This is a genomic window from Paenibacillus sp. J31P190 (genome assembly GCF_059692075.1).
This window is the reverse complement of sequence record NZ_JCAUAS010000015.1, coordinates 104693-130291: the sequence shown is the minus strand read 5'-3', so window position 1 is coordinate 130291 and position 25599 is coordinate 104693. Positions and strand designations below refer to the sequence as shown.

At 43.7% G+C, this 25599-nt stretch carries 24 protein-coding genes; 18 read left to right on the top strand and 6 right to left on the bottom strand.

What is annotated here, in order from left to right:
• Positions 1 to 9: 9 nt before the first annotated feature.
• Together AC58U0_RS23920 and AC58U0_RS23915 are read left to right on the top strand one after the other, a co-directional pair.
• Positions 10 to 174, top strand: a complete 165-nt coding sequence (locus AC58U0_RS23920) for a YozQ family protein (protein ID WP_497381448.1) — start codon at positions 10 to 12, stop codon at positions 172 to 174.
• Positions 175 to 310: 136 nt separating this feature from the next.
• Positions 311 to 808, top strand: a complete 498-nt coding sequence (locus tag AC58U0_RS23915) for a DinB family protein (protein WP_497381447.1) — start codon at positions 311 to 313, stop codon at positions 806 to 808.
• 604 nt (positions 809 to 1412) lie between these two features.
• Here AC58U0_RS23915 and AC58U0_RS23910 read toward each other — a convergent pair.
• Entirely contained in the window at positions 1413 to 2669 is a 1257-nt protein-coding gene (locus AC58U0_RS23910) for an ATP-binding protein (protein ID WP_497381446.1), read from the bottom strand.
• A 282-nt stretch (positions 2670 to 2951) separates the two neighbouring features.
• Here AC58U0_RS23910 and AC58U0_RS23905 point away from each other — a divergent pair, with 282 nt between their 5' ends.
• The 4 genes from AC58U0_RS23905 to AC58U0_RS23890 all read left to right on the top strand — a co-directional run bounded on the left by AC58U0_RS23905 (position 2952) and on the right by AC58U0_RS23890 (position 7138).
• Positions 2952 to 4607, top strand: coding sequence for a spore germination protein (locus AC58U0_RS23905; protein WP_497381511.1), 1656 nt, complete (start codon positions 2952 to 2954; stop codon positions 4605 to 4607).
• Complete coding sequence (locus AC58U0_RS23900; protein WP_497381445.1) at positions 4555 to 5676, top strand: GerAB/ArcD/ProY family transporter; 1122 nt, start codon at positions 4555 to 4557, stop codon at positions 5674 to 5676. The genes AC58U0_RS23905 and AC58U0_RS23900 overlap by 53 nt, the downstream gene beginning before the upstream one ends.
• On the top strand, positions 5648 to 6871 hold the full coding sequence (locus AC58U0_RS23895) for a Ger(x)C family spore germination protein (protein ID WP_497381444.1): 1224 nt from the start codon (positions 5648 to 5650) through the stop codon (positions 6869 to 6871). Before AC58U0_RS23900 ends, AC58U0_RS23895 begins: the two co-directional genes overlap by 29 nt.
• Before the next feature lie 66 nt (positions 6872 to 6937).
• A complete protein-coding gene (locus AC58U0_RS23890) occupies positions 6938 to 7138 on the top strand; it encodes a CLC_0170 family protein (RefSeq protein ID WP_497381443.1) in 201 nt (66 codons plus the stop codon).
• A gap of 93 nt (positions 7139 to 7231) precedes the next feature.
• On the opposite strand, the gene fabF is transcribed toward AC58U0_RS23890, so the two are convergent.
• Positions 7232 to 8467 (bottom strand): beta-ketoacyl-ACP synthase II, encoded by a 1236-nt coding sequence (fabF, locus tag AC58U0_RS23885; protein WP_497381442.1) that lies wholly within the window; start codon positions 8465 to 8467, stop codon positions 7232 to 7234.
• Positions 8468 to 8585: 118 nt separating this feature from the next.
• Here fabF and AC58U0_RS23880 point away from each other — a divergent pair, with 118 nt between their 5' ends.
• The 5 genes from AC58U0_RS23880 (at position 8586) to AC58U0_RS23860 (ending at position 13060) form a co-directional block, all read left to right on the top strand.
• The gene (locus tag AC58U0_RS23880; protein ID WP_497381441.1) at positions 8586 to 9440 is read left to right on the top strand and encodes a helix-turn-helix transcriptional regulator; all 855 of its coding nucleotides are present in this window, start codon (positions 8586 to 8588) and stop codon (positions 9438 to 9440) included.
• Positions 9441 to 9510: 70 nt separating this feature from the next.
• Complete coding sequence (locus tag AC58U0_RS23875) at positions 9511 to 9975, top strand: YdeI/OmpD-associated family protein (protein ID WP_497381440.1); 465 nt, start codon at positions 9511 to 9513, stop codon at positions 9973 to 9975.
• 219 nt (positions 9976 to 10194) lie between these two features.
• Positions 10195 to 11250 carry a Delta(5) desaturase DesA gene (desA, locus tag AC58U0_RS23870; RefSeq protein WP_497381439.1) on the top strand — a complete coding sequence of 352 codons (1056 nt, stop codon included), beginning with the start codon at positions 10195 to 10197 and terminating at the stop codon, positions 11248 to 11250.
• 77 nt (positions 11251 to 11327) lie between these two features.
• Positions 11328 to 12464, top strand: a complete 1137-nt coding sequence (locus tag AC58U0_RS23865) for a sensor histidine kinase (RefSeq protein ID WP_497381438.1) — start codon at positions 11328 to 11330, stop codon at positions 12462 to 12464.
• On the top strand, positions 12461 to 13060 hold the full coding sequence (locus AC58U0_RS23860) for a response regulator (protein WP_497381437.1): 600 nt from the start codon (positions 12461 to 12463) through the stop codon (positions 13058 to 13060). Before AC58U0_RS23865 ends, AC58U0_RS23860 begins: the two co-directional genes overlap by 4 nt.
• A gap of 73 nt (positions 13061 to 13133) precedes the next feature.
• On the opposite strand, the gene AC58U0_RS23855 is transcribed toward AC58U0_RS23860, so the two are convergent.
• Positions 13134 to 13676: an NADPH-dependent FMN reductase gene (locus AC58U0_RS23855; RefSeq protein ID WP_497381436.1), complete on the bottom strand. Its 543-nt coding sequence runs from the start codon at positions 13674 to 13676 to the stop codon at positions 13134 to 13136.
• 134 nt (positions 13677 to 13810) lie between these two features.
• Positions 13811 to 14191 (bottom strand): hypothetical protein, encoded by a 381-nt coding sequence (locus tag AC58U0_RS23850; protein WP_497381435.1) that lies wholly within the window; start codon positions 14189 to 14191, stop codon positions 13811 to 13813.
• Between the two features lie 153 nt (positions 14192 to 14344).
• Between AC58U0_RS23850 and AC58U0_RS23845 the strand changes: the two genes are divergently transcribed.
• From AC58U0_RS23845 to AC58U0_RS23835, 3 genes are all read left to right on the top strand, one after another.
• The gene (locus AC58U0_RS23845) at positions 14345 to 14686 is read left to right on the top strand and encodes a zinc ribbon domain-containing protein YjdM (protein WP_497381434.1); all 342 of its coding nucleotides are present in this window, start codon (positions 14345 to 14347) and stop codon (positions 14684 to 14686) included.
• A gap of 233 nt (positions 14687 to 14919) precedes the next feature.
• Positions 14920 to 15900: an aldo/keto reductase gene (locus tag AC58U0_RS23840; RefSeq protein WP_497381433.1), complete on the top strand. Its 981-nt coding sequence runs from the start codon at positions 14920 to 14922 to the stop codon at positions 15898 to 15900.
• Positions 15901 to 16197: 297 nt separating this feature from the next.
• Positions 16198 to 17499: a hypothetical protein gene (locus tag AC58U0_RS23835; RefSeq protein WP_497381432.1), complete on the top strand. Its 1302-nt coding sequence runs from the start codon at positions 16198 to 16200 to the stop codon at positions 17497 to 17499.
• Between the two features lie 41 nt (positions 17500 to 17540).
• Here the strand turns inward: AC58U0_RS23835 and AC58U0_RS23830 are convergent, their stop codons facing one another.
• Together AC58U0_RS23830 and AC58U0_RS23825 are read right to left on the bottom strand one after the other, a co-directional pair.
• Positions 17541 to 19058 (bottom strand): response regulator transcription factor, encoded by a 1518-nt coding sequence (locus tag AC58U0_RS23830; RefSeq protein WP_497381431.1) that lies wholly within the window; start codon positions 19056 to 19058, stop codon positions 17541 to 17543.
• Entirely contained in the window at positions 19055 to 20818 is a 1764-nt protein-coding gene (locus AC58U0_RS23825; RefSeq protein WP_497381430.1) for a sensor histidine kinase, read from the bottom strand. The genes AC58U0_RS23830 and AC58U0_RS23825 overlap by 4 nt, the downstream gene beginning before the upstream one ends.
• Before the next feature lie 147 nt (positions 20819 to 20965).
• On the opposite strand from AC58U0_RS23825, the gene AC58U0_RS23820 reads away from it, so the two are divergent.
• The 4 genes from AC58U0_RS23820 to AC58U0_RS23805 all read left to right on the top strand — a co-directional run bounded on the left by AC58U0_RS23820 (position 20966) and on the right by AC58U0_RS23805 (position 25591).
• Positions 20966 to 21871: an ABC transporter permease gene (locus AC58U0_RS23820; RefSeq protein WP_497381429.1), complete on the top strand. Its 906-nt coding sequence runs from the start codon at positions 20966 to 20968 to the stop codon at positions 21869 to 21871.
• A 12-nt stretch (positions 21872 to 21883) separates the two neighbouring features.
• The gene (locus AC58U0_RS23815; protein WP_497381428.1) at positions 21884 to 22819 is read left to right on the top strand and encodes a carbohydrate ABC transporter permease; all 936 of its coding nucleotides are present in this window, start codon (positions 21884 to 21886) and stop codon (positions 22817 to 22819) included.
• A gap of 97 nt (positions 22820 to 22916) precedes the next feature.
• Positions 22917 to 24623 (top strand): ABC transporter substrate-binding protein, encoded by a 1707-nt coding sequence (locus AC58U0_RS23810; protein ID WP_497381427.1) that lies wholly within the window; start codon positions 22917 to 22919, stop codon positions 24621 to 24623.
• 101 nt (positions 24624 to 24724) lie between these two features.
• On the top strand, positions 24725 to 25591 hold the full coding sequence (locus AC58U0_RS23805) for a phytanoyl-CoA dioxygenase family protein (RefSeq protein WP_497381426.1): 867 nt from the start codon (positions 24725 to 24727) through the stop codon (positions 25589 to 25591).
• Positions 25592 to 25599: the final 8 nt, after the last annotated feature.

Below are 25599 nucleotides of genomic sequence, written 5' to 3'. Positions count from 1 at the left end.
GTGAATGCAGTGGAAAATGATAAGAATTCACGCGACAAAAAATTAGAAGGCAGCTCACTTACGCAAGAACAAATTTCGGATGTGTATGCAGCGGGGACGAGTGACGGTATACACCAGCTTGCAGAGGGGAAGGTCAAAATAACGGACGAGCCTTTTGATTCCGGGCAAAAATAACAAGAAGCCTTGACCGCTTGCCGGTTAAGGCTTTTTAAAATGTGGTGACCTCCAAAATATTCCATGGTACATTAAAACTGTATCTCGTTAATCTTATTTTGGTACTTATAAATGTGCGATTTAAGGAGGATATGCAATGAATAAAGTCGAGTTGTTACTTCACGGATGGGATAGCTGTTATGAGAAGGAAGACTGGTATCCGCCATTAACTGATGCGCTTAAGGAGTTAACTGCAGAGCAAGCCAATTGGCGGCCAGAGGGAAAACATGTCAACACGATCTGGGAAAATGTCCATCATCTGATTTTTTATAAAGAACGATTATTGAAAAGAATGACAGGTGAAGAATCCGATTATCCTGCGGAACTAACCAATGATGATACTTTTGCCGTGATGTCAATGACGACTAAGGATTGGCAAGAAACCTTGGACCGCTTGAAATCCGTTCATCAGGGGATTCGTGATCGGATCTCAAATTGGGAAGAGGAAGAATTCGAGCACATTTTCCCCAATCGAACTCTGCCCGTTGGCCGTTGGGTGAATAGCCTCATCATGCATGATGCTTATCACACGGGACAGATCATGTTCATTCGCAAGCTGCAGGGGTCTTGGCCATCTCATCGTTCTTTTGACTAGTTGATTGAGTAAAGGAAGCCATAAAGTGGAATGCAGGGGCTGTCACCAAAGTGGATAAAATCTACTTTTTTGGACTGCCCCTTTATTAAGTGTTGGCTGTCCAAAAAAGTAGTCGAAGATGGCGGGGAGATAGGCAGTACACGCAGAGTTTACCGGCCTGTTACGCAATGATGAAAAGTATCGTTACAGCATTAAAATGATAATTGAGCTACCTTGCAACAATGTAAAACATCGTTCCATCAACCTTTTATGAACCGTAGTTCGCCCAATCTCGCCCCTAACGATGTAAAACACCGTTGCAGCAATCGGAATGCGACCTCAACTTGAATCTAACGATGAAATACATCATTGCAGCAAAAATGGCTGTCCAAAAAATCGCCGAAGATGTCTGATAGGTAGGCTTTACGACAAAACAACGGCTATGTTAGTTTGGGACAGTGGACGCCAAAAACAAAGGAGCTAAGCACATACAAGCGCTTAGCTCCTTTTCATTCAAATATTCACACTTTTAAACAATTGGATCTGTCCCACACATCTATCATGTTACTTTTGAGACAGCCTCTTCTTTTTTATCTCAAACTTTTGAAACTAATAAAGAAAATAGTCAGTTGATCAATGGTAACGAGATAACGAATTCTGTTCCTTTTCCTAATGTACTTCGAACATTTACAGCACCATTCATCGAACGGATTAATTGATAGGAGGAGGTTAGTCCTAATCCTGTCCCTTTGCTTTTTGTTGAAAAATAAATGGTTCCAAGCCGCTCAAGCTGCTCGCTGCTCATGCCAACCCCATTATCATGAATGGTTATCTTTGCGTAAAGTTGGGATTCGGGGGCCATACGAATGATGACTTTACCTCTTGAGATATACGAGCAAGCCTCAATGGCATTTTTTATAAAATTAATGAGTAGTTGTTTGATTTCATTTGGATTCGCAGATATATAAAGTTCTTCTCCCTGATTGTGAACCTCTAATGCGACGTTATTCATGTTTGCGTAAGGTGTCATGATATCTATAACGGAATTCAACTGAGGCACAAGATCTATTTGTTCATAAATTGGATTATTAGGTTTAGCAATAGATAGATATTCGGATAGAATGACTTCTGTCCGCTTCATTTCTTCAACACAAATATCAATATAATAGTGGATCTTTTCTTTTGAGAGAGAATCATTACGAATTAATTTCAGGAATCCAATTACGGCTGTAAGCGGATTGCGCACTTCATGGGCAAGGGAGGCGGCGACGTGAGCGATGGTTTCAACTTTTTCGTTTTGAAGATATTTCTGAAATAGCTGCTTGTCCGAAACAGCCTTATTGAAAAGCGAAATCAATAACCAAATACCCAAGGAATTTTGTACGGGCATAGCTAGGATATTAAAGGTCAGGTGCTCGACTACATATTTATGCTCGGTTACCAGCATGACACAAATTGGTATAACGGAAAAGCTTAACCCAGCTAGGAAAGTTATTAGGTTTCGGTACTCGGAGCGTCGGCGATATAAGATGGCTAACAGGACTGATAAGTTGAATGTAATGACAAGAATAGTCATCGCTGAAAGCAGTCCTTGTCCGCCAATTAGTACTCGGTACAAGACAAACTCAACAAGCAAAATAAGTCCCGTAGTCATGCTGCCGTACACCATTCCGAAAAACATGATCACGTAACGGATGTCAAAAATGATTCCGTTCTGAACGCTAGAATGAAAGGTCATAGACATAAATAGGCAGATCATACACGTAATGTTGATAAACCGTTTTGAATAGTTTGCGGTTTTATCACGGTAGTAGATGTTATATAGAACAAAGGGAGTTAGGGCGAACAGTAATTGCAGTAAAACATCTTTTATATAAAGCATAATGGCCCCCTCGCCAATTCGAAAATAATTTACCATACAGTTATTCGATGTATCTGTGGAAACTTCCTCTTTGGAGTCACGGTAGGAAAGGCTCTTCCGTACGGATTACCTATTCTCATGTATATTATTGGGAAAATGGATAAAAATACGGAGAAGGAAATGAAAGGGAATCAGGAAGAATAGAACATCTTGGGACTGTTTTCAGGAGGGGGTGTTAGCGTGGCTATGTGGCAATGGTATAAACGAAGGTCTATAAAAGTAGCTCAGAGCCAGCAACCTCGCATGATTCCGCCGAAGGAGCCGCCTGTTCATCAGATTTTGGAGGAAAATGAAGAAGGGAAAATCACTCCATTTCTCGAAGAGACGATTTCATTCGTTGATAAAATACTTGGTGAAAACGACGATTTTGTTATGCACCGGTTTCGTATATTTGATCAGTACCCGGCTGTGCTTTTGTATTTCTCCGACTTAATTGAGAAGCAGTATTTGAATGAGCACATTTTAAAACCGCTGATGTTATCGTCGACTAACAAGCAGGGGAAAGCGAAGGAAAGCCGGCCCTTAAAGGAGGTATTATTTCGAGATACATTATATGCCTGTGAAGGGAGAACAGAAAAAAAGTTATCTGAGGTTATCCAAGCCGTTGTACAAGGAGAAACGGTTCTTGTAGTGGACGGGATGGAGGATGCGCTGTTATTCAGTACACGAAATGTAGATAAGCGCTCGATCACGCAACCTGAAACGGAGCAGGTCATCCGCGGAGCACGAGAAGGTTTCATCGAAATGTTGGGTACGAACCTTTCTTTGCTTCGTTACCGCCTCCCGACACCGGATCTACGGGTAAAAACGCTTCGAATAGGGCGTGTAACCAAATCTAAAGTAGCTATCTGTTACTTGGATGGGATTGTTAATCCCCAACTTGTTGAAGAGGTGTTCAGACGTTTAGACTTGATTGATATTGATGGGATTCTTGATGTGGGATACTTGGAACAGTTTATCGAGGACAATCATCTATCTCCTTTCCCGCAGATTCAAAACACGGAACGCCCGGATAAAGCTGTCGCCAATCTTCTGGAAGGCAGGGTTATTCTGTTGGTCGACGGTTCCCCCTTTGCCCTCATATTGCCGACCGTATTCAGTCAGTTTTACCAAACGGTCGAAGATTACTCGGAACGATTTCTACTGGTCAGCTTCATTCGGTTAGCGCGGCTGGTAGCTCTTGTTTTTTCCTTGATTTTCCCTTCGTTATATGTAGCTCTGATTTCTTTTAATCCGGAGCTCATACCAACAGAGTTTGCTGTAGCCGTTGCGGGCGGGAGAGCCGGAGTGCCTTTTCCATCTCTAATTGAAGTTCTGGTCATGGAGGTTTCCATGGAGGTGCTGAGGGAAGCGACTCTACGGCTGCCCCAGCAGGTTGGGGGAGCGCTATCGATTGTTGGTGTGCTAGTTGTTGGACAAGCAGCGGTTGCAGCTGGATTCATCAGTCCCATTACGGTCGTAATCATCGCCTTAACAACGATCGGTTCTTTTGCCACACCGGCGTACAACGCGGCGTTGGCATTAAGGATGCTGCGCTTTCCGCTTGTGATTTTGGCCGGCATGTTTGGCTTGTACGGCGTGATGATCGGGCTTATCCTGATCGCCAACCATATGCTCTCATTAAAATCGTTCGGGGTACCTTACTTGAGTCCGATTGTACCAGGAAATTTCCAAGGGATGAAGGATACATTGGCTCGGCTGCCACTCTGGTCCATGCCAAAGAGACCGGCACTCTTGCATACGCCGAATGATAACCGTCTGGGATTGAAAACGAAGCAAATGAAGCAACCGCCAAGCAATACCTTAGATCCATTGAAAGTAGGCAATACAAGGAGGGACATAGAAGATGGAGTATCCTCGTCAAGTAACAATGATTCAAGCAGCGATAATTCTAATTAGCACGATTATTGGTGTTGGTGTATTAGCACTCTCGCTTTTTGCTGTTAGAGCTGCCGATTCGGGGGCGCCGCTCGTAACCTTTATAGGTATCTTAATCGGTTCTCTGGGGCTTTGGCTAGTTACCGCACTCGGCATGCGCTTTCCCACTCAAACGATTATTGAATACAGTGAAGATCTGATCGGTAAATGGACGGCTCGGGTTTTCAGCGTCTTAATTATCGTTTTCTTTTCCGTACTTACAGCACTGGCTTCGCGCGAATTCGGTGAAGTCGTAGTGACTTCCGTTTTAACGAAAACTCCGCTGGAAGTCACTGTTATTGTGATGCTGTTGTTAGCAGCGGTTTCCTCACGTGCTGATATGACAACCTTTACCTATTTCCATCATTTTTATTTCCCGGTTATTGTATTCCCGCTTGTATTGATCGTCGTTCTATCGCTGAAAAATGCACAAGTGGTCAATTTATTGCCAATATGGGGGAATGAACCGAGCGGCATGTCCAAAGGAATCCTTACCATGGCTGCCTTGTTTCAAGGATCTTTCATCATGACCATCGTAATTCCTGCCATGCGTAAGCCGGATAGAGCGATGTTGGCAAGCTTAGTCGGCATGTTGATTTCGGGGGGGCTCTACTTACTCATTGTAGTTGCTACCGTTGGTGTATTTGGAGCTGAGGAAATTAAAAATTTAGTTTGGCCTACCTTGGAATTAGCCAAAACCACATCACTGCCCGCCAACATCCTGGAAAGGTTGGATGGCGCTTTTCTCGCCGTTTGGGTCACAGCGGTATTTACGACATTGTTGTCGACCTATTATTTGGCCATTCACTTTCTAAGCCAACTGTTACATTTGCGCGACCACAAGCTTTTCTCATTTTTTCTCATTCCTTTCATCTATGTCATTGCCATGTTTCCGCAAAACCTGCTTCAGATGTATGGCATTATTCAAATTGTTGGTCGTTGGGGACTGGTCATCACGGTCTTCTATCCTTTGGTTCTATTGATCGTAGCCCTCATTCGCAAGAAAAAGAAGGGGAGTCGGGGTGATCAGCGTGTGGCGAAAACAGATTAGCCGTGTTCTTGTTTTTCTATTACTTTTACCAATGCTTACCGGATGCTGGGATCGTTTAGAAATCGAAGATCGAGCCGTTATTTTAGCCATTGCCATTGATGAGGCCAAACCGCAAGAAGCGAACGAAAGCAGCAATGCCACACAAATTCTTAAAAATCCTAAGTTACATAAAGGTTTAATACGTATCACCGTACAAATTGCCGTTCCGGGACGTATTCCCTTGGGGACGGGAGGTATGGGAGGCGTTCCAGCCGGGCAGAACCCAGTCTGGGTGCTGAGCAGCGTTGGGAGTACCATCAATGATTCTTTGATGAATCTGCAGCAGCAATTGGCAGATCGTTTGTTTTTCGGTCATTTGCGTGTAATCGTGGTATCTGAAGCGATGGCAAGAAGGGGGATCGAAAATGAGAAAGATTTCTTCCGTCGTCAGCCTCAGGTAAGAAGAACCGTTTGGATGGTTGTGTCCAAAGGGAGAGCTTCAGATATTATGAGAGCCACTCCCCAATTGGAACGTGTTCCCACTTTATACTTAGTGGCCACTTTAGATCGTGCCAAGGAAATGGGGAAACTTCCAAATAATTTCCTAGGCGTTTTCTATAGTGCTAGTTCAGCTAAAGGACAGGAAGGGTCTCTCCCGTATCTGGATTTGAAGAAGGAATCTAACATTGAAATCGCCGGATTGGCTTATTTTAGAGGTGATAAAATGGAGGGAATCACTACGCCACTTCAAATTGGTCACTTTATGGCAATGAAGCAAATCAATCCTGGAGGATACAGCGTCATCTCACAGATACCCGGTTCAGAAACATCTGTCATGTTTCAATCTACGCATCGTAAAGCGAAAATTACTACGGAGATCATAAACGGTAAAATTCATGCCAAAGTTGTGAGTCAAATCGAAGGAGATTTACGGGAAAAATCGGATGAAAATTTGAGGTTAACGAAGGAAACGATTAAAAAATTAGAGCAATCCATAGAAAAGGACGGGAAAATAGGGTTTGAAAAACTAATTCACCAGACCCAAAAGGACGGTTGCGACATTTTCGGTTTCGGGGAAGACGTACGTGCTTTCCATCCTTCCTATTGGAATAGGGAAATTAAAACGAAGCAGAAATGGGAAGAAATGTATCGTGAAATGTCCGTTGACGTAAGTCTACGTATAAATATTCGACGAATTGGTACGAAAACCAAATAATCCGTTAAAGCTTGGTTCCATACTACGAGTTTTACGACCGCGGCTCGGGTGAGAAGGGGTTCGACAATGATTACCTTTAACTATTACACGGTTTTGTTGTTACTAATTTCTGGGATCCTCATTTTATGTTTCGATGTTAGAATCTATGTGAAGACTGGTATGATCAAAGAAAAAAAAGGTGCCCTTCTTACAGGGTGGCTCAGTATAGCCCTCGCTTTCATTTCATTTTGCACCTACTATATTTATGAGAAATGGTTCTGGCACTAGACTTCCTGAATCACTCAAGGAATAAACCTAATCCGTTTCGTTATGCTGAACGGATTAGGTTTATTTAGTATGAGAGTAGAAGGAAGGGATTACTTATTCATGTTTTTTGAAAATGAGGACGGCATTATGCCCGCCAAATCCAAATGAACTGGACAGGCCATATTGAAGTTCAGCCCGTCTTGCAACGAGTGGAACGTAATCAAGATCACATTGAGGATCTGGATGTTCCAGATTAATAGTCGGAGGGATGAGGCCGTCCTGTAAGGTTTTGATCAGTGCAACTGCTTCTACACCGCCAGCTGCGCCAAGCATATGGCCGAGCATGGACTTGTTTGCGCTGATCGGCACGTCATACGCACCGTGACCCAGCAGCCGCTTGATGGCGAGTGTCTCTGAAAGATCGCCAGCGATCGTGCTCGTCGCGTGAGCGTTGATCGTGTCGATCTCCGCCGCGGCGATGCCGGCGTCGGCGACCGCTTCGCGCATGGCTCGGTAAGCCCCCGAGCCTTCAGGATCGGGGGCCACGATGTGGTAGGCGTCCGAAGTCGATCCATAGCCGACGAGCTCGGCATGGATCCGCGCCCCCCGACGCTCAGCGTGCTCGAGCGACTCCAACACGAGTACGCCGGCGCCTTCGGCGGCGACGAAGCCGTCCCGCTCCGCGTCGAACGGGCGGCTGGCCTGCTCCGGCGCATCACAGCGCGTCGACAACGACGTCGCATTGCCGAAGCCCGCCAGCGCGAGGTCGGTGACCGTCGCTTCGGCGCCGCCGGCAATGACGGCGTCTGCGCCTCCGCGCTGGATAAGCTTGAAAGCTTCGCCAATGGCATTATTGCCCGTGGCGCAAGCGGTCACTGGAGCTAGTGAGGGGCCTTTGGCTCCGAACAGGATACTGACCTGTGCCGCCGCCATGTTGGCGATCATCATAGGTACAACGGTTGGACTCACGCGGCTAGGTCCGCGGGTTAGTAACGTCCGATAATTGTCCAGAATCGTTTGGATACCGCCAATTCCAGAGCCAATATAGACACCAATACGTTCCTCATTTGTGGAATCAATGACTAATGCTGCATCATCAAGTGCCTGCTTGGCCGCGGCAACTGCAAATTGGCAGTATCGGTCCATTCGACGTACATCTCGCCGACCAACAGCTGCTTCTGCATCAAAATTTCGAACAACACCAGCAAAATTGGTTTTATAAGCTGTTACATCCATATGATCTATTTTGGTAATACCTGATCTACCATCCGTAAGATTCCCCCAGAACGTATCCACCTGATTTCCAATGGGTGTAATGACGCCCATTCCTGTCACAACTACACGTTTCATTTGTTATTCCTCCTAATGGTTTACTTTCCATTAGATTGTCACACTCTTTATCCTATTACAAGTTACGGTTTATACTGGTATAATAGCTTCTATGATAAATGCGTAGGAGGATTATGGCGTGAATACAAAGGAACGGTTACAGGCTCTATCCGAATTTTTAACTACACATCGTGCTAGAATTCAACCCAGTGATGCTGGAGTGCTTGGCGGGAGCCGTAGACGAACCCCTGGCTTACGCAGAGAAGAAGTGGCGTCAATTGCTGGTGTCAGCACGACTTGGTATACCTGGTTAGAGCAGGGTAGAGATATCAAAATGTCCGTGCAAGTATTGGACCGTATTGCTTTAGCTTTGCAGCTTAATGAGGATGAGCGCCAGTATCTCTTCATGTTGGCTCTCGAGCAGCCGGCACCGACCACATTTGTAGATCATATACCTACGATCAGCCCAGCGTTAAGCAGAATCCTGACAGAACTTCACGATTGCCCCACGATTATTTCAGATCGCAGATGTAATATTGTTGGTTGGAATCAAGCAGCTGCGGCTATATTCCTAGATTTTGCAATTATCCCTGTAGAGCAAAGAAATATGATATGGCTGCTTTTTACACGTAAAGAATTAAAAGCTCTGGCTGTCAACTGGCATGATTTTGTAAAGGGATTCTTGGCGATGTTTCGATCTTATTATGGGCAGTATGTGGGAGATAACTGGTACAGTGAGTTTATCGAGCAGATCAGTGAGCAGAGCCAGGATTTTAGAACTTTTTGGAACCAAAGTGATGTGAGTTCAGCCCCCGAAGTGTTCATTGAATTCAGGCATGCCAAAGTGGGCAAAATGCTGTTCGATTTGACAACGCTTCAAGTACAAGGTCGTACGGATTTAAGATGCAGTGTATATACACCTTCTCCCGGTTCGGATACCGATTCGAAAGTCAGACTTTTGATGAGCAAATTAGTAGATCAGGACCATGACTAATTTGTTTTAACAATTAGCTATGCATATCGCCATAACGATTGTTCAATAAATGGAAGAGGTGAATCTATAAATGATGACATTTCAAGCAAAACTTTATCGACCAGACGCTCCAGGTACGTGGACTTATGTAGAATTTCCATTCTCTGTAGAAGAGAAGTTTGGGGTCAAAGGACGGGTTCCGGTTAAAGGAGAGATTAATGGCGTTAAGTTTCGCAGTTCTCTGATGGCGCAAGGAGGAGCACGGCACATTCTCGTCGTAAATAGTGTTATTCGCAAAGCGATAAATGCTGAGGCAGGAGATCAAGTTAACATTCGTTTGGAAAAAGATGATGAGGATCGAGAAGTTACAGTGCCTGATGACTTGACTGCTGCTTTACTCGATAACGAAATAGCTCGTAATTTCTTTGAACAAATGTCTTATTCCAGTCGCAAGGAATACTGTGATTGGATTGAAAGTGCTAAGAAAGTGAAAACAAGGAGCGCCCGCATTGAGAAGGCCGTTGAGAAGCTATCTATGGGTCTGCGTTTAAAGTGAGGATGTTATTGTGAATCAAATCCAAGTGAAAAAGTGCTGCTATTTCGTAATTTACGGAGTAGCGGCACTTTTTTGATGTTGGGGCATGACATTTGTCATACTCGCTACTTGACGTTTATGACTACAACGAAATGAAAGCGATATCTATAATGAAGATAGGATATTGCGACTTACGTTGACAACATGACCTGCTTACCATACCCGAGGAGGAACTCTACAATGACCCAATCTACGTTATCCCATTTAAAAAAACAGGTTGCCCCTTATGAAAAATCAAATACGAAGGCGAGTGTTAAACAGCTGCTCAACACCTTAGGACCTTTATTACTGCTGTGGTATGCTGCATATCTAAGCCTATCGGTATCTTATTGGATAACATTGCCGATTACGTTTATTGCTTCCGGGTTTGTTATACGGACTTTTATCATTTTCCATGATTGTTGTCACCAATCGTTCTTCAAAAGCCGTCGAGCTAACGAAATCATCGGTACGATAACGGGGATTCTTACCCTATTTCCTTATCAACAATGGAAAAACAGTCATTCAATTCATCATGCAACGAGCAGTAACCTCGAGAAACGCGGGACTGGTGATATGTGGGTTCTTACGGTCGATGAGTATGAGACATCTCCATTATTGCGCAAAGTTGCCTATCGATTATATCGGAATCCTTTCATTATGTTTGGACTTGGCCCTATCTTTTTATTCCTATTTACGAACCGTTTTAATACAAAAGGTGCGAAGCGTAAGGAAAGAATCAATACTTACTTGACTAATGTCTCCATCATCGGTTTATATGCATTTATGTGCTGGGCAATTGGATGGCAGTCGTTTGTTATGATCCAAGCTCCGCTCGTTTTCGTAGCCGGCTTGCTGGGGATTTGGCTGTTCTATGTACAGCATCAGTTTGAGGATTCCTATTTTGAGAACGAAGATGAGTGGAGTTATGTGAAAGCCGCGGTAGATGGAAGCTCTTATTACAAGCTGCCCAAGCTTTTGCAATGGATAACCGGAAATATTGGGTTTCATCATGTGCATCATTTGAGTCCGAAAGTGCCAAATTATAACTTGGAGAAGGCGCATAATGCAACTCCTCCGCTGCAAAAAGCAACGACGATTACTATTAGCACGAGTCTGCAATCGTTACGTTTCCGTCTTTGGGACGAGCAGAACAAAACGTTTGTCGGTTATAAAAATAAAAAGCAGGTGCTCCCTAACCAAGATAAGCAAGATTCTTTGGGGAACAACTTAAAAGTACGTAAATCGGTCATATAAGGAAAATAATCCAGTCCATACATGTTTATGTTAAAATAGAATGAAATCAACAGGGAAGAAAAAGAGGGTAAGGGACCATGCAAAAATGGCATCAGATTTTTCATAAAAAAACAGGTCTTAGTCCTTATGTATGGGTTGTCTTTTACATCCTCCCTTTTTACTTCATATTTCGTTCTTCTGCTACTTACCAAATCGTATTAGGCACTAGCATGATTATTGTTTTCTTTATCTGCTACGTGCTTTCCTTTGTCTCTAAAGGCTGGCTTATGTACTTCTGGTCGAGTGTACAAATTCTGATTTCAATTACCATGACCTTGCTTTTTAGTTATGTATATTTCTCGCTTTTTTTAGCTTTTTTTATTGGCAATATTCAAAATCGAGCGGGATTTATTACGTTGTACACCATTCATTTAGTCAGTACTATTGTAACGATCAACTATGGATTTGTATCCCAAAACCCTGTCTATATTACGCAGCTGCCGTTTGTCATCATTAACGTGATTGGCGTCATTCTGCTTCCAGTCACCACGTACAACCGAAACAGAAGTGATAAACTGCAGGGACAGCTAGAGGACGCAAATAAACGAATTTCCGAGCTTGTAAAGTTGGAAGAACGCCAAAGAATAGCCCGCGACTTACATGATACACTGGGTCAGAAGCTCTCATTAATTGGCTTAAAGAGTGATTTGGCGGGGAAATTAATTAGCAAAAACCCGACGCAAGCACAAATTGAAATCAATGATGTTCGGCAGACGGCTAGAAGTGCATTGAAGGAAGTGCGAGAAATGGTTACATCCATGCGGGGTACTAGACTCGAGGATGAGATGTTTCGCGTTAAGCAGATCTTGAAGGCTGCTGAGATCGACCTCATTTTGGAAGGGGATCCTCAGTTAACCAACACTTCATTAATGAACGAGAATGTGGTGAGTATGTGCTTAAAAGAGGCCATTACCAATATTATTAAACATAGCAGCGCATCTACCTGTTCGATCTCCATTGAGCCATCTCAATCCGATTTGGTTATCAAGGTGGGGGACAATGGGGTCGGCATGGCCAAAGAATCTGTTGTTTTACTTGGAAATGGTCTGCGCGGCATGAAAGAGCGGCTTGAGTTTGTGAACGGATGTATGGAAATTGTTTCAAACCAAGGAACGACGATCGTTATTAAAGTGCCGAATGTCTTCAAACCACCGGAAAGGGAGGCGGGGATATGATTCGAATTGTAATTGCCGAGGACCAGCGAATGCTGCTTGGCGCACTTGCTTCTTTGCTGGATTTGGAAGAAGATATGCAGGTTGTTGGTACAGCAAGCAATGGCGAGGATGCTGTGAAATTGGTTCATCTTCATAAGCCGGATATTTGTATCATGGATATTGAGATGCCAGTCAAGAGCGGATTAGACGCGGCAGAGGAACTTAAGGGATTTGGCTGCAAGGTGATGATACTGACTACGTTTGCCCGTTCCGGTTATTTTGAAAGAGCTGTGAAGGCAGGTGCCAACGGTTATTTGTTGAAAGATAGCCCGAGTGAGGAACTCGCTACTTCGATTCGCAGTATTATGGCCGGCCGCCGCATCTATGCCTCAGAGTTAGTAGATGACGCATATGGGGAAGAAAATCCATTGACCGAGCGTGAGAAGGAAGTACTGATCTTGATAGCTGACGGTAAAAATACGAAAGAAATCGCTGATCAAATGTATATAACCACAGGAACCGTCCGCAACTACATTTCTGTCATCCTTGATAAACTCAATGTAAGCAATCGTATTGAGGCTATTATGCGTTTTAAAGAAAAAGGATGGTTCAAGTAATAAATATGGCGAAAGAGAGCTTCGAGAACTCGGAGCTCTTTTGATTTTTCATAATAACAAAACAGAATCTGACTTATGAAGAAGCCTCTACAAGACTTTCAAGCAGGGACCTTAAGCATTTCTCGGTTAAAGCATCAGTAATGAAGCCTTCTTTATTAAGTTTTAAGTTAATATGAGGTATCATCATAGTTCCCGCCTCAACAATTTTGGCATTGATCATGTTCAGCGTTAGCAGAATAGAATCATGCGCTTTGTCACCGCCCATTGGAGTGGGAGACGCTGTGACTACCGCTGTCGGTTTATTCATAAACTGACCTGATGAAACTAACCAGTCCAGTGCATTTTTCAAAACCCCAGGTACTCCATTTCCATACTCTGGTGTGCATATAAGAACGGCATCCGCTTCGTTAAGTCGTGTGCGCAGATCATGGACTGATTCTGGACCGTCATCGACGTCAAGATCGGGGTTAAAATGGGGTAGATCACCTAAACCGTTGTATACAGTGAAGACTATATTTTCTTGAGCTAAACCAATAATAGCGTGCATAAGAGCTGTATTAGAAGACTTTTGGCGAAGACTCCCCGAAATGGCTAACACTTTTACTGTTTTCTCCATCTGAAATCATCTCATTTCTTTGGTTGTTTCCTTAATCTTACATGGCAAGGTAGTCGAAAGTAAAATAACACAAAGAGAGCAGATGCTGTCGCGGTCTGCTCGTCTATGAAACAATTTCAACTAAAATAGTGATGCTATTTTATTCTTATTAAGCTTCGTTGAAGCACCGTATCCCCTTCTTGCGGAGTAAAGGGTGCATTCGTAACACCCGTTACATTCGTTACTAACTTGCGGTCATTGGGCTGTGTAATACGAACCTCATATTTAAACCTTACCTTGGACACGTCTGCAAACAAGAAAACCGATTTATTAGATCCTACCTTAACTGTACACTTTTTTGTGTTGCAAGGACTTACCTTCAAGGGAATCGGTGAACCTGTTGACCAGTCAAAAACTTGTACTGTTACCCTGCGGGAGCACTTTTTATTGAAATTAACGACATCGACAAGGGCAAACTTGGTTTTTTTCGGTCTCCGCAAAATACCAGTTGAGAATGTAATTCGCTTCGCGTTCATCCTATCACTTCTCCTTCCTTTATTTATACAGTAAATGCAAAAGCTGCAAGTGTGTTTGTACATTTGTACGTTACAAGGGAAGGTGAAAGGGTTGTTAATTTGAGATGACTATGGCAGTATATAAGCATATAACGAATGGGGGAAATGAGATTAATGCTAGATTTGCCAAATTGCCCAAAATGTCATTCAGCGTATACATATGAAGATGGGAATCTATTAATTTGCCCAGAATGCGCACATGAATGGACATTAGAATTGGAAACGGAAGATCGTACCGATAACAAAATTGTTAAAGATGCCAATGGTAATGTCTTAAACGACGGTGATACGGTTACAGTAATCAAGGACCTTAAGGTAAAAGGAAGTTCATCCGTCATAAAAATAGGTACAAAAGTTAAAAACATACGTTTGGTTGATGGAGACCATGATATTGATTGCAAAATTGATGATTTCGGAGCAATGAAATTAAAATCCGAATTTGTTAAGAAGGTTTAAGCTTGAAAGTCGCGCTAGTCGCGGCTTTTTTTAATTTTTTCAGCAATTTTTTTACCAAAATAGTACTAACATTTAGGTAAGTAGATTACCCTAAGCCAACTATGTTAAGGAAAAGTGCGTACTTCTGAAGCTTCCCAGATTCAGGTATGATAATGATGGAGATATGAATAAAGTAGATATCACTTCACGCTGGAAACGAGCTTTGCTCTATAAAACTACTGGAGGAGATAAAGATGAAATATAGTTACTTAGGTCGTTCGGGCTTAAAAGTCAGTAAATTGTGCCTTGGAACCATGAACTTCGGTGTAGATACTGAGGAAAAAGAAGCTTTTCGCATCATGGATGCTGCGTTGGATGCTGGAATCAACTTTTTTGATACGGCAAATATTTATGGTTGGGGAGAGAATGCTGGGCGTACGGAGGAAATTATCGGTCGCTGGTTCGCACAGGGCGGCGGACGTAGAGAGAAAACGATCCTAGCTACGAAGTTCTATGGAGACATGCATGACGTGAACGACGGACCTAACCGGGAAGGCGGACTTTCCGCTTACAAGCTTCGCCGACACTTGGACGCGTCATTGCGCCGCCTACAAACGGATCATATTGAGCTTTATCAAATGCACCATGTGGATCGCAACGTATCTTGGGATGAGTTGTGGGAAGCTTTTCAAGTTCCCGTGTACCAAGGGAAGATCGGCTATGTAGGCTCTAGTAACTTTGCAGGTCGTGATTTGGTGAAAGCGCAATATGAAGCCAAAGCTCGTCATCTTATTGGTCTTATATCTGAACAGCACAAATACAGCTTGCTCTGCAGGCTGCCTGAACTTGAGGTACTGCCAGCGGCTGAGGAACTTGGAATTGGTGTAATCGCATGGAGCCCGCTAGATGGCGGATTGTTAGGCGGCAATGCTTTGAAGCCGATAGAGGGCTCTAAGCGAGCGAGTAACCCTGATAGGGTAGAGAAGTTTCGTGCACAGCTTGAGGCTTTCTCGACTTTAAGCAAAGAACTTGGTGAGAGTGAAGCGAATGTGGCATTGGCATGGACGCTAGTTCACCCAGCTATGACAGCACCGATTATTGGACCGCGTACGTTAGAACAATTTCAAAATACACTGCGTGTTGTTGATATTGAACTTGATGAATCTACGTTAAAGAAACTGGATGAAATCTTCCCGGGTCCAGGAGGAGCAGCTCCACAGGCATATGCTTGGTAAAAAGGTAAGAATAAACAACGTTTCACTTAAAATTTGAGATGCACCCCTTAAGATAAACATTGGTAAATTGATTCCAATGAATTCTAAGGGGTGTATTTTTTTATGAAAACATAAGTCATTGGGGAACTTCCCGTTATAAACCTTGACACATGTTGGTTCTTGGGGGACAATGTGTTTGATTCCACAAAATAATAAATATAATCGTTTGTAAACGTCATAATCCCACATTAAACGGATTACTTTACTGAATGAAATTCTCTTAATGACTCATCTACCCGACTATCAGGAGGAACTCTTTTGCTTCGATTGATTTTATTTTACCTGCCCATGGGCGCCTCAGCATTGCTTGCCTCACTTACTCACGTTATCATCAGCGGGGTACTTGCCCGCTCGCCGCACCCTGATCTGATCATAAGCGGTTATGCGATTGCACTCAGTTTGTCATTTATCCTGGAACAGGCAATCGCTCCACTCCGGCAAACCAGTGCCAAATACGTGAAGGATCAACACTCTTTTCGAGAAATGGTGCGCATGATCGTAACGATTATTGGGATCATTGCATTGTTTAACGCGCTGATTGCATGGACGCCGCTTGGTAGGCTCTTGTTCCACTACGTTTTCGGGGCGCAAGACAGCTTGTTGGATGCTACAGTCAACGCTTATCAAATCTTGATGTTCGTTAACGTGTTTTCCGCTGCCCGCAGCTTGTACCAGGGCATTATTATCCAACATCTATTGACCAAATGGATGACTGTCGGCATTCTGATTCGCTTAGTCGTCATGGGCCTTATGTCTTGGGCAATGGTCTCCTGGAATCTAACTAACGATAGCAGATATGGAGCGTTGTTGTTCTTGGCAGGGATGGTCATTGAGAGCGCGGTTGCTTGTTTTGAAGGTCATTCGCTTGCAAGACGGTTGCCTGACAAGCTGACTTCCCACCCGATCAGACGCTGGAAGCCGGATATATTCCCGTTTTACATGCCGCTGCTGTATGGATCGATTGTTTCTATTGTAATCGGTCCGGCAACAAACGCGGCTATGAACCATAGTCTAGATCCGATTCAGGCGATCGCCGCCTTTGCGGTCGCTTCCAATCTAGCGGGCCTGATCGCTGGATTCGCCAGCTTTTTACATCAAGCTGTGCTCAATTTCCATGAAAAGCAGCCGCGACATGTGCTTGCGTTGACGACTGCGCTCTCGATAATTTCCACAGCCCTTGTCGCTTTTCTTGCCTGGTCGCCACTCGGTCACATAGTACTCGAGAGAGGGCTAGGCATTCACGGCGAACTGCTTCGTAACTGTACACTCATCTTGGGTGTGCTCATCATTAGATCGGCGGTCTATCCCTGGATCGACTATTTGAACGGGCTTGCTATGTATCATGGTGTAAATAAGACAATCGCTTACAGCAAATTCGGCAATGTGATTTTATCAGTGACGATACTATTCCTTCTAGTGGACTACAATCCTGGGCTTAATGGTCTGATCGCTGGGATCACTAGTTCCGTCGTCGTCATGTTCGAGCTCTGTTTGTCTATTTATTTATTCCGTAAAGCTGTACAGCGGCAAACGCTCCATACGATCGATGCGGCATTTTAAATCAGACGGACTAAAAAAGGGAAGAAGCCTTCGGAAATTCATCACAAAGAAATTCCAAGCCGGAATTGCCCGGGGGTGATGTTTTCGAATTTTTTAAACACTTTGAAAAAATGCCGCGGATTTTCGTAACCTACAAGCTCCGCAATGGTGTTGATCGGCCATTCCGGATTCTCTTGCATGATTTGCTTGGCTTTGGCAAGCCGAAACGTATGCAAGTAGTGGAGAAAAGTTAGTCCCATCTCTTTACGAAACAGCATGCTGATGTAATTAGGATGCATTTGCACATGATCCGCGACGGCATCGAGCGATAAATCCAGCTTGTAATTGAGTTCCACGAAAGCGACGATTTTATCGATTGCCTGGGTGTGCGGCTGCTGACGATCGGTGCTGCGTGCATATCGAATTAGCTGTGCGATGATCTCCGATACACTGATATTTTCAAGCGTGGCGTTGCTTTGCGAAAATAGCTTGGTTGCGGCATGCTCACCCCAAATGGCTTCAGGCGCTAGGCCAACACTTTGCAAGTAGACACCGACACAGATAAGAAACTGCTCACGCAGCTTATTATTACAATCCGCATTGCCTGAGAAATGAGGAAGTATGGACTGTATGTCCTTCTCGATCTGTTCGATAGAAATCTGTTGGGCTAGCGAATGTTCAATATATTGAACAAGATTATCATAGTCACTATGTATGTTCTCTGACTCTGGTTTATATATCGTCAAACTGCTATTGGAAAAGTACCGATTGAATAACATTGCAGCCATTGCTTCAATATATAGATCACGCAAATTATCGTTATCGTTCTTGCTCACACTGACTCCGATGCAATATCCGCTGCCCTGTATTCTCTTCGTATCGAACAGCTCGCTACATGCATGCCGTAATTCTTCGTCTGTCGGTACTTCCACACCGTTCGCAATGAGGACAGTTTGCCGTAAGAAACGGGACTGGACGGTGTAAGTTTTCTTGCAAACGTGCGACAGAAGGGCACAAATACCTTCCAGACGTTCGGCGGTCAAGAGAGGAACACTCTCGTATGCCTGGAAGACGATGATCGTCGTATACGGATCGGGAAGAAGGGTGTGCAGCTGCTCAGGCTTGAGAGGCATGTCCTCCAATGGCGTATTGTAAAGGATATGTTCTTTGAAAAGCAATAGGTCATGCTCAATGGTTTGCTTCTGTTCCTCCCTAATCATAAGCCCAACTTTCGTGAGTACAGTGAGTAGTTCTTCCTTATTAATCGGCTTCAACAAATAATCGATAACTTGATAGCGCAGAGCTTGTCTAGCATAGGCGAAATCACCATAACCGGTTAAAATAACGAAACGGCTGCAAAGGTTCTGAGCTTGTATTTCTTTGATAAGAGCGAGTCCGTCCATTTCCGGCATATGAATATCCGTTAGGATCAAGTCGGGCTGAAAATAGGCTAGCTTTTGCAGTGCATCAACGCCGTCGGCAGCGCCGACGATCTCGATAAACGATGTATTCGCTTTCTGGATCATGCGGATAATCCCGTTTAAAATGATAGGCTCATCATCGACAACCATCAGCTTCATTGTGTTGCCCCCTTTGCTAACTTGAGTATACATGTTGTCCCCACGTTAAGCTTACTCTCCAATTGAATGCCCGAACCTTCACCAAAAAACATTTTAACGCGTTCGTTTACATTAAAAATACCGAGGCCCCCGCCATCCGTTTGCAAATGCTGGACATCCATTTTACCGGTTAACACACCTTGGAGGAGAACAAGCCTTTCTTCTTCAATGCCTGCACCAGAATCCTCAACAGCAATAAACATAAATGCAGAATCCTCCCAGATGCGGATCGAAAGCAAGCCTTGTTTTCTTACATTCGCGATCCCGTGAACAATGCTATTTTCAATAATCGGCTGCAGCATATAGTGAGGGCAATTAAAGTTATCGATATCAGCATCTATATCGAAAGATACTTGCAGCCGGTCAGCCAGCCGAATTTGCTGGATTTTGATATAGTCTTTTACATTTTCTACTTCTTCTCTCACCGAAGTCTCTCTTTTCGTTCCCGATAGGCTGTAGCGAAATAGTTTGCCAAGTGTATAGGACATTTCAGCTGCTTCTGGGTCATCGTTCGCTTCTGCGATCATGCGGATCGATTCGAGCGTATTGTACAGAAAGTGAGGCTTGATTTGCGCCTGCATCATGAGATAGGCAGACTCTTTTCGCAGCATTTCCGAGCGGTGTACGGTATTCACCAACTCATCCATGCGCCTGATCATCGCATTATAGGCGGAGGTCAGATGTCCGACCTCATCCTTATTAATTTCCCCGTGATAGAGTGGGAAATGGTTTTCGTCAACTCGACGCATATGTTTGGAAAGCTTCAAGATGCGCTTCGTTATCGAACTAGCAATCAGGTAGTAGATGCCGGAAAGTAGTAATAAAAGGATGGATACGGTTAATACGAGTACGTATTTGTTTTTTTTGATACCAATAAAGACATCATCAACTTGCTCAATCATGACAAACTGAAGTTTAAGGCCTTCGGCATAAAACGATTCAATTAGCATTTTATTACCGTTAACTTGTTGATACGAGTATTTTGCGTTCGATTGGAAGACATCGGCAAATAAGGCTTGTTCTGAGTCCTGAGATAAGGGGATTTTTTTCACAAGAGAAATGACTTGGTGATCCTGATCAAGCACATATAAATTGCTTCTGTTGTTCAAATTTAGCGATTCTAACAAAGGTTTAATTAATTTGGAAGTTACTTTAATATCGAGGAGACCGATATCCTGTTCAAAATTCCGGTTTCCGATTTTATGAACAAAATGTAGGTTGATGTCTGGATTCGACCCATTATTTATCGTAATCCATTTCCCAATACCAAGTGGGAGTTTCTTGATGCTCTCGTCTAGTTTGGACTCGTCCATCCTGGCCATTTCGGGCCGAAAGACCATTCCGTTCTGCTGCTCCATATAGATGGTCATTCCGTCGATCAGTCGATTGGATGACAAAATATAAGAGAATAGGGGTCTGATATAGGTTAAAAAATTAGAGACCTGATCGAAATCGGTCCGGTAGTTCCCACTTAAATAAGCAATGGTATTCGAATTATTTTGAAACAATTGATAAGCGGATTCGATCTGCACCGTGCTTACATTTAAGTTGTTAAGCACCTGATTAACAATTTTCTGTCTGCCTTGTGCATACTCTTCGAGAAAACTATTGTAGTTCTGGTTATACAGAAATAGGCCGAATGAAATAATCGGAATAAAGATGATGACAATATAGCCTATCGCCATTTTTTTCACAATCGACAAATTTTGAAAGTTAATCATTGGCTTTGTTATGATTCATCACACCACCTTATGAACGGACACTACTGCTTAAGAATGATCCCTATAAATTTAATTCAAGCTCCTTTATCATTGATCCTGTAAGCGCTTAATTTTAACTTTAACGTAAATGCAGTGAGGGGGAGTATCATGAGTATAGCACTTAGAATGGTAAAGAAAAACTGGCAACTCTATCTGATTATCTTGCCGTCACTCGTATATTTGATTATTTTTAAATACGTACCTATGGCTGGCGTACAAATTGCTTTTAAAAATTATATGGTTACCAAAGGGATATGGGGAAGCGATTGGATTGGTTTTAAGCACTTTGTAGACTTTTTCCATTTGCCTATTTTTTGGAGGGTTATCAAGAACACGTCACTGCTTAGCCTTTACTCGCTTCTAATCGGGTTTCCGGCGCCGATTATACTCGCTCTTGCCTTAAACGAATTGAGAAATGGAATTTTTAAGCGGGCCGTACAGCTGGTCACGTTCGCGCCGTACTTCATTTCAACCGTCATCATGGTTTCGATTATTATGCTGTTTCTTTCCCCGCAGCTTGGCTTCGTCAATCTCTTGGCGGATAAGTTCGGGTTTCCAGCGGAAAATATTATGTCAAAGCCGGAGTATTTCAAAACGGTATATGTACTCTCCGACGTTTGGCAGTTTACGGGATATGCCTCGGTAATTTATATTGCCGCTCTAGCAGGGGTGGATCCGCATTTGTATGAAGCGGCCAAGGTAGATGGTGCGTCCCGTTTTCAACGGATGATTCATATTGATTTGCCAAGCTTAATGCCGACAGCCGTCATCTTGCTCATTCTGAATGCAGGGCAAATCATGAACGTTGGATTCGAGAAGGTGTATCTGATGCAAAATGCGATTAATGTTGGGGCTTCTGAGGTTATTTCCACCTATGTTTACAAAATGGGCTTAGTAGGAGCGAATTTTAGTTTCTCCGCAGCAGTCGGACTGTTTAATTCAATCGTTAATTTGCTGCTGCTCATTGTGGTCAACTATGTGGCAAGAAAAAATTCTGAGACCAGTTTGTGGTAGGAGGTAGAAAATATGGAAAATCCCGAGCAGACTTTGACGTTAAATGTGCGAAAAGCACCTACCCGCATTCTTGAAAACAGTGTGGACAGAATTTATTTGTTTTTTGTCTATTTGTTTTTGATCATATGTTTGATTATCGTAGCTTATCCGCTCATCTACATTGTTAGTTCATCATTCAGCTCTTCATCAGCCGTCATCTCAGGTAAGGTTTGGCTGTTCCCGGTTGAACCTACACTTCGTGGCTACCAAGCCGTATTTCAAAATCCGCAAATCTTGACGGGGTACGGCAACTCATTATTCTATCTCTTCTTCGGGACATTGCTTAGCGTTTCATTGACGATAACGGCTGCTTATCCGCTTTCTCGCAAAAACTTTTATGGACGCAACGTCATTACCGCACTATTCGTTTTTACGATGCTGTTCAGCGGGGGATTAATTCCTTATTATTTGACTGTGAAAGGGATGGGCTTACTCGATACGAGATGGGCGATGATTATTCCAGGCGCAATTTCGGTATGGCAAGTCATTCTGGCAAGGACATTTTTCCAGACGTCGATTCCTGCGGAACTCACAGAGGCCGCACATTTGGATGGATGCAGCGACTTCAAGTTTTTATTTCGAATTGTGATTCCGCTTTCCAAGCCCATCATTGCCGTTCTAGTGCTTATGTACGCAATCGGGTATTGGAATTCCTATTTTGAAGCCTTAATTTTCTTGAAATCGGCTAATCTGTATCCGCTGCAGCTCATTCTAAGGAACATTCTAATTCTGAATTCGATCGATCCTACGATGATTAAAGATGTCAGAGAACTTGCGGAAAGGCAAGGCTTGAAGGAGCTGCTAAAATATTCGCTGATCGTCGTCGCAAGCGCTCCCGTACTTATTCTGTACCCTTTTGTGCAAAGACATTTCGTGAAGGGGTTATTGATTGGTTCTCTGAAAGGTTAAATCTAGTTACATATTGAAAGGAGGGATGCGAGGCACGAACAGATCAGGTTTGCTCCCGAGGATTGATTGGCTATGAAAAACAAGGAGGGTTTTGAATATGGTAAGTAGAGGAACCAGAAAAACATGGTTATCGGTGGTCCTGATTTTATTCATTACTTCGCTTGTAGTCGGTTGTACGTCGAATAGCGATGAACCAAAGGGTAGCGCTAGCCCTAATGGGGGCGGAAGCGCAAGCGGTGGAGCGAACGTTAATACAACAGGCTTTCCTATCGCCAAAAATAAAATTACGATGAGTGCTTTCGCGCCGCAATCGGCTAATATTGCAGATTTGAACACGAATTGGTTTACCAAGTATTTGGAAGAAAAGACGAATATTCATTTGAACTGGCAGCTTGTGCCAGGAGAAACAGCGGCATTGAATGAGAAGAAGCAGCTGCTGCTCGCCAGCGGTGACTATCCCGATATTTTCATGCAAGGGAATCTAACGAAAGAGGAGCAACTGTTGTATGGTCAACAAGGTGTCTTGATCCCGTTAAACAAGTTAATCGATCAATACGCACCGAACATTAAGAAAGCGTTTAAAGACATTTCGTATTTGGAGAAGGCGATCACTGCGCCAGATGGAAATATTTATGCGATCCCTTCCGTAAACGAATGCTATCACTGCCAATTCTCGGCCAAAATGTGGGTGAACACGAAATGGCTTCAAAAGCTCGGTCTTAGCGCGCCGAAGACGACGGACGATTTCTATAACATGCTCAAAGCGTTTAAGGAGAAGGATCCAAATGGCAATGGCAAGGCAGACGAAATCGCGTTCACGGGTTCACCGACAGGTTGGCATACGGATGTTGAGACATTCGTGATGAACGCGTTCGTCTATTACAATGCGGATAACAATTATTTCATGATGAACGGCGGCAAGCTGGCAACATCGGTCGACCAACCAGGCTTCAAAAAAGGTTTGCAATTTTTGAACAAACTGTATGCGGAAGGCTTGATTGATAAGGAAGCATTTACGCAGAAATCGGATGCGCTTACCCAAAAAGGGAATAGCCCGGATACGGCGATTGCCGGCGCTATTCCGGCAGGGTGGTTCGGCGAATTCACGGATGCATCGCCAACAGCAACACGTCATAAAGACTATGATCCGATCGCACCACTTACAGGACCGGACGGGGCCTCATTCACAGCACATTACATCGGCATCGGGAACTCGGTTTTTGCAATAACGAATAAAAATAAAAATCCGGAAGCGGCCATTCGTCTAGCCGATTATCTGTACTCCGAAGAGGGGACGACAACGTCCAACTCTGGGGAAGAAGGCCGTAACTGGGTGAAGGCGGAAGCGAATGATAAAAACACACGCGGAACTGCAGCCAAGTTCAAGGTCAAGGAAACGTCTTACGGGGTAGGTCAGGTGCAGAACGATCATTGGAATCAAATGGGACCGAACCTTCGTTCGGCCGAATATCGCGAAACTTCGTATGCAGCCAGCCAGGAAATCTATACGATGGATGGATTGGAAACCCGGCTGTACAAGGCCACTAAGGAATTGTACGAAGGACATCAACCGAAGGAAGAGTTCCCGACGGATATTTTCTTGACGAACGATCAGGCTAATCAAGTTAAACAGTTGAAGCCGATTATTACGGATTACGTCAAACAGTCCATGCTGCAGTTCATTATGGGGGCCAAAAGCATCGACAAAGATTGGGACGCTTACGTGAAAGGCCTTAAAGATTCCGGCATGGATCAATTTATCAAAATCTATCAGGATGCCTACGACAAAGTGTATAAAAAATAAGGAATTGCGTCTAATCGTACGGATTAATGAAGAACCTTCAAACCTATAGTAGGGTTGAAGGTACTTCATCCGTTGAGACTTAATAATGGAAGGTGATAAAGATGGAGCAAGAAAATAACAGCGGATATTTAACGAAACAACAAATTGAATTTTATAATGAGGAAGGTTACATCGTACTTGATCGTTTATTATCAGATGAGGAATTAGCGCCTGCGCAAGAAGCGATGATGTATAAGGTTTCAATGATTGCCGATGAATTGTTTCGTGACGGACTTATTGAAGATAAATTGGTTGACCGTCCGTTTAAATATCGGCTTGCTGAACTTTTTGAACATTTAACCGCTGAGGAATTTTTGAAATATGGACGAAGTTGGCGTGACCGGATCCCTGGTTATTTTCATTTAATGAGCAACGTTAAAATTCTTAATGCCGTTGAATCTTTGATTGGTGGTGAGCTATTCTCGAATCCCGTTTATAATGTTAGGCCGAAGATTCCGAGGGTTGCCGCTGGAGCAGTGCCTTGGCATCAAGATAAATCATACTGGCCGGACGCTAATTCAAATCCTGTCATTACAGTGTGGATACCCTTAGTCGATGCGAGCGAAGTGAACGGCTGTTTGCATATTAAACCGAAGACGCACCGCAAACCACTTTTGAAATGGCACCAAGAATCTGATACTGGAACTGGATACACGGCATTGAAGGAAAGTCAATTAGGGAACACAAAGACGGTTGTATTGCCCGTTTCCGCTGGCAGCGCAATTCTATTCAATGATCGATGTCTCCATATGTCAACTCCGAACCAATCGGATGAAGTAAGATGGAGCGTGGATTTGCGTTATCAACCGACAGACCAAGATCCAATGATAGCGCACGGAGCAGGCTTCTTGGCTAGAAGTAACAAACATACGGAGCGAGTTGCAACGCTTGAAGATTGGTTAGAGGGGCGTCCTGAGCATGGCATATAGTGAGCGTA